This is a genomic window from Streptomyces profundus (assembly GCF_020740535.1).
Classification (GTDB): Bacteria; Actinomycetota; Actinomycetes; order Streptomycetales; family Streptomycetaceae; genus Streptomyces; species Streptomyces profundus.
Map to the genome: position 1 here is coordinate 5,893,653 of NZ_CP082362.1, position 10,433 is coordinate 5,904,085.

Sequence of the window (10,433 nt, forward strand, 5' to 3'; positions counted from 1 at the left end):
GGCCCGCTTCCGCAGGGGGTGGCGACGGTTCCGAAGGCCCCTGGCCAGCCCCCCGCGCAGGGGTGCGTAGGGGGTTGCCGCGTTCTCCCGGCTGTCTGAAGACTGGCCCGGTAATTCGTGGGTGCACCGGGACGTTGTGCCTGGTGAGAAGGCCCGCGCAGTGGATGTCGACCGTGTGGTGACCGCCGACGGCGCGTGGAGAGGTGGCATCGGGATGGCGGACGAGGCGAAGCTCCGTGACTACCTGAAATGGGTGACCACGGATCTCCAGCAGACGCGGGCGCGGCTGCGCGAGATGGAGAACCGGGCCTCGGAGCCGATCGCGATCGTCGGGATGAGCTGCCGCTACCCCGGCGGCATCGACTCCCCCGAAGGGCTCTGGGAGTTGATCGCCAGCGGCGGCGACGCCGTCTCCCGCATGCCGGACGACCGGGGCTGGGACGTCGACTCCCTCTACGACCCCGATCCCGCGAACCAGGGCACCAGCTACACCAGGGAGGGCGGCTTCCTCACCGACGCCGCCTCCTTCGACCCCGGCTTCTTCGGCATCTCGCCCCGCGAGGCCATCGCCATGGACCCGCAGCAGCGGCTGATGCTGGAAACCTCCTGGGAGGCCGTCGAACGCGCCGGCATCGACCCGGCGTCGCTGCGCGGCAGCCAGACCGGCGTGTTCGCCGGCGCCTCCTCGTCCGGCTACGGCGTCGGCGTCCAGGACGCCCCCGAGGGCATCGAGGACTACGCGCTGACCGGCACCGCCGCCTCCGTGGTCGCCGGCCGCGTCGCCTACGAGCTGGGCCTGGAAGGCCCGACCGCCACCGTGGACACGGCCTGTTCCTCCTCCCTGGTCGCCATCCACCTGGCCAGTCAGGCGCTGCGCCAGGGGGAGTGTTCGCTGGCGTTGGCCGGCGGCGTCACCGTGATGGTCACCCCCACCGCGTTCATCGGCTTCAGCCGGCAGCGCGGCCTCTCCGCCGACGGCCGCTGCAAGTCGTTCGCCGCCGCCGCCGACGGCACCGGCTGGGGCGAGGGCGTCGGCGTGCTGCTGCTGGAGCGCCTCTCCGACGCCCAGCGCCTCGGCCATCTCGTGCTCGGCGTGCTCCGCGGCTCGGCGATCAACTCGGACGGCGCCTCCAACGGGCTGACCGCCCCCAACGGCCCGGCCCAGCAGCGCGTCATCCACCAGGCGCTGGCCCAGGCCCGGTTGGCGCCTGGCGACATCGACGTCGTCGAGGCGCACGGCACCGGCACCGTGCTCGGCGACCCCATCGAGGCCCAGGCCATCCTCGCCACCTACGGCCAGGACCGGGAGACGCCACTGCGCCTCGGCTCGGCCAAGTCGAACCTGGCACACACCCAGTGCGCCGCGGGCGTCGCCGGCGTCATCAAGATGGTGATGGCCCTCCGCCACGGGCTGCTCCCCAAGACCCTGCACCTGGACGAGCCGTCCCCCCAGGTCGACTGGACGGCCGGCGCCGTCTCGCTCCTCGACGAGGCCGAGAGCTGGCCGGCCACCGAGGGCCGCCCCCGCCGGGCCGGCGTCTCCGCCTTCGGCGTCAGCGGCACCAACGCGCACGCCATCGTCGAGGAGGCACCCGCCGAGCCGGCACGGGACGAGACGGAGACCACCGTCACCCTGCCCGCTCTTCCCTTCGTCCTCTCCGGACGCACCGAACGCGCCCTGCGCGAACAGGCCGCCAGGCTCCGCGACCATGTCGCCGAGCGCGCCGAACTCGCCCCGCTGGACCTGGCGTTCGCCACCGCCACCAGCCGCGCCGCGCTGGAGCACCGCGCCGTCGCCGTGGTGCCCGACCGGGCGGCGCTGCTCACCGCCCTCGGCCGGATCGCCGAAGGCGCCCCGGCCGACGACCTCGTCGAGGACGCGGTCGACACCGGCCGGCTCGCCTTCCTCTTCTCCGGCCAGGGCAGCCAGCGCCTCGGCATGGGCCGCGAGCTGTACACGGTGTTCCCCACCTACGCCAAGGCGTTCGACGCCGTCTGCGAACGCTTCGAACTCCCCCTCAAAGACGTGGTGTTCGGCGACGACGAGGCGTCGCTGAACCAGACGGAGCACACCCAGGCGGCGCTGTTCGCCGTCGAGGTGGCGCTCTTCCGCCTCGTCGAGTCCTTCGGCCTCCGCCCCGACCTGCTCGCCGGCCACTCCATCGGCGAGATCGCCGCCGCGCATGTCGCCGGCGTCCTGTCGCTGGACGACGCCTGCGCGCTGGTGGCGGCGCGCGGCAGCCTGATGGGCGCGCTGCCCGAGGGCGGCGCCATGGTCGCCGTCCAGGCGGCGGAGGCCGACGTGCTGCCGCTGCTGACCGACGGCGTCGACATCGCCGCCGTCAACGGCCCCCGCTCCGTGGTGCTCTCCGGCGACGAGGCGGCCGTACTCGCGGTGCTCGAACGGGCGCCGGAGTGGAAGCGGAAGCGGCTGCGCGTCAGCCACGCCTTCCACTCGCACCTGATGGACCCCATGCTGGACGAGTTCCGCGCCGTCGCGGAGAAACTGACCTACCAGCAGGCGGAGATCCCCGTCGCCGGGCAGCCCTCGACGGTCGACGCCGCGTACTGGGTGCGGCACGTCCGGGACGCCGTCCGCTTCCACGACGCGGTGGAGTGGCTGCGCGGCGAGGACGTCACCGACTTCCTTGAGATCGGCCCCGACGCCACCCTGTCGACCATGACCGACGGCCACCCCGCGCTGCGCGCCGGACGCCCCGACGTCACCGCGCTGTTCCTTGCCCTGGGCGGGCTGGCCACCCGTGGCCACGCCCCCGACTGGCGCGCGGTGTTCGCCGGCACGGGGGCCCGCGTCGTCGACCTCCCCACCTACGGCTTCCAGCACGAGCGGTACTGGCTGCGCTCCAGCCTCGCCCCCGTCGGCGACCCCACCTCGATCGGCCTCGCCCAGGCCAACCACCCGCTGCTCGGCGCCGCCGTCGAACTGCCCGACGCGGACGGCCACCTGTTCACCGGACGGCTGTCCCACGAGAGCCTGCCGTGGTGCGCCGAGCACCGCGTCGACGGCCACGCCGTGCTGCCGGGCGCCGTGTTCCTCGAACTCGCCCTGCACGCCGGGGACCAGGTGGGGTGCGCGCGGGTCGAGGAGCTGGTCGTCGCCACCCCGCTCGTCCTCCCCGACAGCGGCGGCGTGGTGATCCAGGTGACCGTCGGCGCGGCCGACGACTCCGACCGGCGAAGCCTGAGCGTCCACTCGCGTGGCGAGCACGGCGACGACGAATGGGTCCGCAACGCCACCGGCACCCTCGCCCCGCACGCCGCCGAGCCGGTGTCCCCCAGCGCCTGGCCGCCGCCCGGCGCCCGGCAGGAGCCGGACGGCAGCTGGCGCGAAGGCCGGCACCGCCATGTCGAGGTCACCCTGCCCGAGGGCCAGCGGGCCGCCGGCCATCTGCTGCACCCCGCGCTGCTGTCCGCCGCGCTCGGCGACGAGCGGGCCGCCTGGTCCTGGTCGGGCGCCTCGGTGTTCGCCACCGGGGCCTCGTCCGTCCGCGTCCGGATCACCGAACTCACCGACGACACCGTCTCCCTGGCCGTCACCGACCCGGCCGGCCTGCCCGTCGCCGGCGTCGAGACGCTGGCGCTGCGCGCCTGGGACGCCAGGCACCTGCGCGGCGGGAGACACGAGTCGCTGTTCCACGTGGAATGGCCGCCGCTCACCCTGCCGCCCGCCGGAGACACCGCGCCCGAAGGGGTGCGCCTGGTGCGGGTCGTCCCGGTGGGCGACGAGACGCCCGTGGTGGCCCATGTGCACGCCGAGGTGGCCCGCGCGCTCGCCGAGTCGCAGGACCCGGCGGCGGACCGCGTCGTCTTCCAGTACCGGCCGGGCGACCTCGCCGGCGCCGCCGTCGCCGGCTTCGTCCGGTCGGCCCAGACCGAGGAACCAGGCCGCTACCTCCTGGTCGAGGGCGAGACCACACCCGCCCTGCTCGCCTCGGCGCTCGCCTCGGACGAACCCCAGATCGCCATCCGTGAGGGCCGCGCCCATGTCCCCCGGCTGGCCCGCGCCTCGGCCGAAGCGGCCACGCCCGTCCTGCTGGACGGCACGGTCCTCGTCACCGGCGCGTCGGGGCAGCTCGGCGGCCTGGTCGCCCGCCACCTCGCCCGCCGGCACGGCGCCCGCACCCTCGTCCTCGCCAGCAGAAGCGGCTCCCTCGCCGACGGGCTCGCCGCCGAACTCGCCGCGCACGGCACCCTGGTCAGGTCCGTCGCCTGCGATGTCGCCGACCGGGACGCCCTCGCCGCGCTGCTCGACACCGTCCCAGACCTGACCGCCGTGGTGCACACCGCCGGCGTGCTCGACGACGGCGTGGTCTCCTCCCTCACCCCCGAGCGGGTGGCCACCGTGCTGCGCCCCAAGGTCGACGCCGCCTGGCACCTGCACGAACTGACCCGCGACCTCGACCTGTCGGCCTTCGTCGTGTTCTCCGCCGGCGCCGGCGTCTTCGGCGGCGCGGGCCAGGCCAACTACGCGGCGGCGAACTCCTTCCTCGACGCGCTCATCGCCCACCGCCGCCAACTCGGCCTCCCCGGGCACTCGCTCGCCTGGGGCCTGTGGGAACAGGGCGGCGGAATGAGTTCCCGGCTGGACGAGACCGACCTCGCCAGGATGGCCGGCGCCGGCATCGACGCGCTCTCGGCGGACGAGGGCATGGCCCTCTTCGACACGGCCATCGCCACGGACACCCCGCTGCTGCTGCCCATGCGTCTCGACACCCGACGGCTGACCGCCGCGACCGTGGGGCCGCTGCTGCGCAAGCTGGTCGGCGGCACCGTCCGCCGCGTCGTCGCCGACCGGGGCACCGGCCTTACCCTCGACGGTCTCTCGCCAGCCGAGGCCGACCGGGTCCTGGTGGATCTGGTCCGCACCCGGGTCGCCGGCGTGCTCGCCTACGCGGGCCCCGACGCGGTGTCGCCGCGCCGCGCCTTCAGCGATCTGGGCTTCGACTCGCTGACCGCCGTCGAACTCCGCAACCAGATCACGGCGGCCACCGGCCTGCGGCTGCCGGCCACCCTGATCTACGACTACCCGACCCCCGTGGCCCTCGCCGCGTATCTGCGCACGGAGATCACCGGCACCACGGACGCCGTCGGCGAGGAGACCGCCGTCGCCGCACCCGTGGACGACGACCCGATCGCCATCGTCGCGATGAGCTGCCGCTTCCCCGGCGAGGCCCGCACCCCCGAGGAGTTCTGGGAGCTGCTGGCCGAGGGCCGGGACGCGGTCGGGGACTTCCCCGACGACCGGGCCTGGGAGATCGACTCCCTCTACGACCCGGACCCGGACTCCGGACGCGCGGGCACCAGCTATGTGCGCACCGGCGGATTCCTCTACGACGCCACCGAGTTCGACCCGGCGTTCTTCGGCATCTCACCCCGCGAGGCCCTGGCCACCGACCCCCAGCAGCGGCTGCTGCTGGAGACCTCCTGGGAGGTGTTCGAGCGCGCCGGCATCGACCCCGACTCGCTGCGCGGCAGCAGGACCGGCGTGTTCGCCGGCACCAACGGACAGCACTACGGGCCCCTGCTGGCTGCGTTCTCGCCCGACGGCACCGAGGGCTATGTGGGCACGGGCAACGCCGCCGCCGTCCTCTCCGGGCGGGTGTCCTACGCGCTGGGCCTCGAAGGCCCGGCGGTGACCGTCGACACGGCGTGCTCCTCCTCGCTGGTGGCGCTGCACTGGGCGGCGCACGCGCTGCGCCAGGGCGAGTGCTCGCTGGCGCTGGCGGCCGGCGTCACCGTGATGTCGACGCCCGGCGCGTTCATCGAGTTCAGCCACCAGCGCGGCCTCGCCGCCGACGGCCGCTGCAAGCCGTTCGCGGCGGCGGCCGACGGCACGGGCTGGGGCGAGGGCGCGGGCGTGCTGCTGCTGGAACGGCTGTCGGACGCGCGGCGCAACGGGCATCCGGTGCTCGCCGTGCTCCGTGGCTCGGCGGTGAACCAGGACGGTGCCAGCAACGGCCTGACCGCGCCGAACGGCCCGTCCCAACAGCGGGTGATCCGGCAGGCGTTGGCCAACGCGGGGCTCTCCGCCGGCGATGTGGACGTCGTCGAGGCGCATGGCACGGGCACCACGCTGGGCGACCCGATCGAGGCGCAGGCGCTGCTCGCCACCTACGGCCAGGGCCGGGACGCGGGCCGGCCGCTGTGGCTTGGCTCGGTGAAGTCCAACATCGGGCACACCCAGGCCGCCGCTGGCGTCGCCGGCGTCATCAAGATGGTGCTGGCCATGCGGGAGGGCGTGCTGCCCCGAACCCTCCACGTGGACGAGCCCTCGCCGCATGTCGACTGGTCGAGCGGCGACATCCAGCTGCTGACGGAGGCCAGGCCCTGGCGGGACGGACCGCGCCGGGCGGCGATCTCCTCGTTCGGCGTGAGCGGGACCAACGCGCACACGATCATCGAGTACGTGCCGCAGCCGGCGCCCGAGCCCGCGCCCGAGGCGGTCGCGGACGCGGGGCCAGGTGTGGTGCCGTGGGTGGTGTCGGGCCGTTCGCCCGGTGCGTTGCGGGCGCAGGCGTTGGCGCTGGTGGAGCGGGTGGACGCGGACGAGTCGCCGGCGGATGTGGCGCGTTCGCTGGTGGAGACGCGATCGGCGATGGCACATCGTGCGGTGGTGGTCGCCGGTGAGCACGCCGAGTTCCTGACGGGGCTGCGGTCGGTCGCCGAGGGCGCGCCGGGCGCGGTGGTCGGTGAGGTGGGCACGGGTCGGCTGGCGTTCCTCTTCTCCGGACAGGGCAGCCAACGTCCGGGCATGGGCCGGGAGTTGTATGACGCGTTCCCGGTCTTCGCGGACGCCTTCGACGCGGTCTGTGACCGGTTCGAACTGCCGGTGCTTGAGGTGGTGTTCGGGGATGACGCGGCGACGTTGAACCGGACGGAGTTCACTCAGGCCGGGCTCTTCGCCGTCGAGGTGGCGCTGTTCCGGCTGGTGGAGTCGTGGGGGGTGCGGCCCGAGTTCCTGGCGGGGCACTCCATCGGCGAGATCGCCGCCGCGCATGTCGCGGGGGTGCTGTCGCTGGACGACGCCTGCGCGCTGGTGGCGGCCCGGGGCCGGCTGATGGGCGCGCTGCCCGAGGGCGGCGCGATGGTGGCCGTCCAGGCCGCGGAGGCCGACGTGCTGCCGCTGCTGACCGACGGCGTCGACATCGCCGCCGTCAACGGCCCCGACTCCGTGGTGCTCTCCGGCGACGAGGCGGCCGTACTCGCGGTGCTCGAACGGGCGCCGGAGTGGAAGCGGAAGCGGCTGCGCGTCAGCCACGCCTTCCACTCCCGGCTGATGGACCCGATGCTGGACGAGTTCCGCGCCGTGGCCCGGACGTTGACCTACCACCCCGCCGGGATTCCCGTCGCCGGGCAGCCATCGGTGGTCGACGCCGAGTACTGGGTGCGACATGTCCGGGACGCCGTCCGCTTCCATGACGCCGTCGAGTCGCTGCGGGAGGCCGGAGCTTCGGACTTCGTGGAGCTGGGCCCCGACGCGGTGCTGTCCGCGATGGAGGGCTTCGTTCCCTCGCTGCGATCGGGACGCTCCGAGGTCAGGGGCCTGCTGACCGCGCTGGCGCGGGTCTATGTACGCGGCGTCGCCGTGGACTGGTCGGCGCTGGTGCCCGGCGGCCGGCGGGTCGACCTGCCGACGTATCGCTTCCAGCGGCAGCGGTACTGGCCCAAGATCAGCTCGGCGCTCGCCGGCGACGCCACCGCGATGGGGCTGGCCCCCGCCGACCACCCGCTGCTGAGCGCCGCCGTGCCCGTCGCCGACGACGACGGCTATCTCTTCACCGGCCGGCTCTCCCTGCGCACCCACCCCTGGCTCGCCGACCACACCATCGCCGACACCGTGCTCCTCCCCGGCACCGGGATGCTCGAACTCGCCCTCCACGCCGGGGAGCACATCGGCTGCCCCCGCGTCGAGGAACTCACCCTGGAAGCACCGCTGGTGCTGCCCGAACGAGGCGGCGTCGCCATCCAGATCGCCATCGGCGCGCCCGCCGACGGCCGCCGCCCCATCGCCCTCTACTCCCAGATCGACCGGGGCGGCTGGGCCGACGAGGAGTGGACCCGCAACGCCGCCGGCTTCCTCAGGCCCGGCACCGCCCCCGAACCGGCGGCCGAATCCAGCTGGCCGCCGCCGGGCGCCGAAGCCATCCCCGTCGACGACCTCTACACCGACCTGGCCGCCGGCGGGTTCGCCTACGGCCCGACGTTCCAAGGGCTGCGCGCCGCCTGGCTGTCGGGCGACGAGGTGCTCGCCGAGGTGGCCCTGCCCGGCGACGTCCAGGCCGACGCGGCCCGCTTCGAACTCCACCCCGCGCTGCTTGACGCGGCGCTGCACGCCATCCCCTTCGGCGGCCTCACCCAGGACGCGGAACAGGGCCGGCTCCCCTTCTCCTGGAACGGCGTCACCCTGCACGCCGTCGGCGCCGGCACCCTCCGCGTCCGCCTGTCGCCCGCCGGGCAGGACACCGTGCGCCTCACCATCGCCGACGGCACCGGCGCCCCCGTCGCCACCATCGAATCCCTGATCCTGCGGCCCGTCTCACCCGAACAACTCCGCACCGCCGCCGCCTCGTTCCACGAGTCGATGTTCCGCCTCGACTGGGCACCCGTCCCGATCCCCAGGGACGCCCCGCCCAGCCACGCGGTGATCGGCGCCGACGACCTCGGCATCGGCTCGGCCGCCCCCGACCTCGCCTCGCTCGACCGCCTCCCCGACGCCGTGCTGGTGGCCGCCACCGGCGGCACCGCCCGCACCGCCACGCACCAGGCGCTGCGCCTCGTGCGGGACTGGCTCGGCGACGAACGGTACGAGGACCGGCGGCTGGTCGTCGTCACCCGAGGCGCCGCGTCCCCCGACGGCACCCCGACCGACCTCGCCCAGGCGGCGGCCTGGGGGCTGCTGCGCTCCGCGCAGTCCGAGAACCCGGGCAGGATCGCGCTCGTCGACATCGGCGACGAGGACGCCGCCAAGGTGCTGCCGCCCGTCCTCGCCCTCACCGGCACCGAACCCCAACTCGCGCTGCGCGGCACCACCGCACACGCGCCCCGCCTCGCGCGCGTCGCCACCGACGAGCGGGACCACACCCCCGACCTCTCCGGCCGGGTGCTGATCACCGGCGCCTCCGGCGCGCTCGGCGGCCTGATGGCCCGCCACCTGGTGACCCGGCACGGCGTCCGCGATCTCGTCCTCGCCAGCCGCAGGGGCGACACCGCGCCCGGCATGGCGGACCTCGCCGCCGAACTCACCGCCCGAGGCGCCACCGTCGCCGTCCGGGCCTGCGACGTGGCCGACCGCGAGGCGACCCGCGCGCTGCTCGCCGAACTCCCGCCCACCGCCGTGGTGCACACCGCGGGCGTCCTCGACGACGGCATCGTCACGGCGCTCACCCCCGAACGCCTCGACGCCGTCCTCAAGCCCAAGGCCGACGCCGTGCGGAACCTGCACGAACTGACCCGCGACCTCGACCTGTCGGCGTTCGTCATGTTCTCCTCAGCGGCCGGCGTCTTCGGCGGCGCGGGCCAGGGCAACTACGCCGCGGCCAACTCCTACCTGGACGCGCTCGCCCAACACCGCCACGCCCAAGGGCTGCCCGCCACCTCCCTCGCCTGGGGCCTGTGGGCCGGCGGCGGCATGGGCGGCACCCTCGACGACGGCGACCTCGACCGCATCACCCGCGCCGGCGTCGCCGCCCTCCCCGTCGACGAGGGGCTCGCCCTCTTCGACACCGCGCTCGCCCTCGGCGAGCCCCTGCTGCTCCCGATGCGCATGGACCTCGCCGCGCCCCGCGCCCACGGGCAGGTCGCGCCGCTGCTCCGCGGACTAGTCAAGCCCCGCGTCCGCAAGGCCCGCGAGGCCGACACCGGCACGGCCGACACGCTCAAGCAACGCATCGCGGGACTGCCGGAGTCGGAACGCGAACAGGCCCTGGTCGACCTGGTCTGCGCCCTCGCCGCCGCGATCCTCGGACACGGCGCGGCGGAGGCCGTTGGTGAACACCAGCCGTTCACCGAGCTGGGCTTCGACTCGCTCACCGCCGTCGAACTGCGCAACCAGCTCAACGCGGCCACCGGACTGCGCCTGTCCGCCACCCTCGTCTTCGACTACCCCACGCCGCGCGCGCTCGCCACCCACCTGCGGGGCGCGATCCTGCTCGACGGCGTGCCGAAGGTCGTCCCCGGCCTCGCCGAACTCGACCGGCTGGAGGCGGCGCTCGCCGGCGGCCCGCTGGACGACGGCGCCAGGTCGGCGATCGACGCCAGGCTGCGGGACTTCCTCGGCCGCTGGAACGCGGCCCAGACCAAGGAACACGCCGACACCGACGTCGAAACCGCCGACGCGGACGAGCTGTTCGACCTGATCGACAAAGAACTGGGACTTTCCTGACCCGCCACGGGTCGGACTCGGCTGAGGAGTG

General features: G+C 74.6%; 1 protein-coding gene. It reads left to right on the forward strand.

Going from position 1 to position 10,433, the window contains the following annotated elements:
* Window positions 1-214: 214 nt before the first annotated feature.
* Window positions 215-10,402, forward strand: coding sequence for a type I polyketide synthase (locus K4G22_RS26000; RefSeq protein WP_228082882.1), 10,188 nt, complete (start codon window positions 215-217; stop codon window positions 10,400-10,402).
* Window positions 10,403-10,433: the final 31 nt, after the last annotated feature.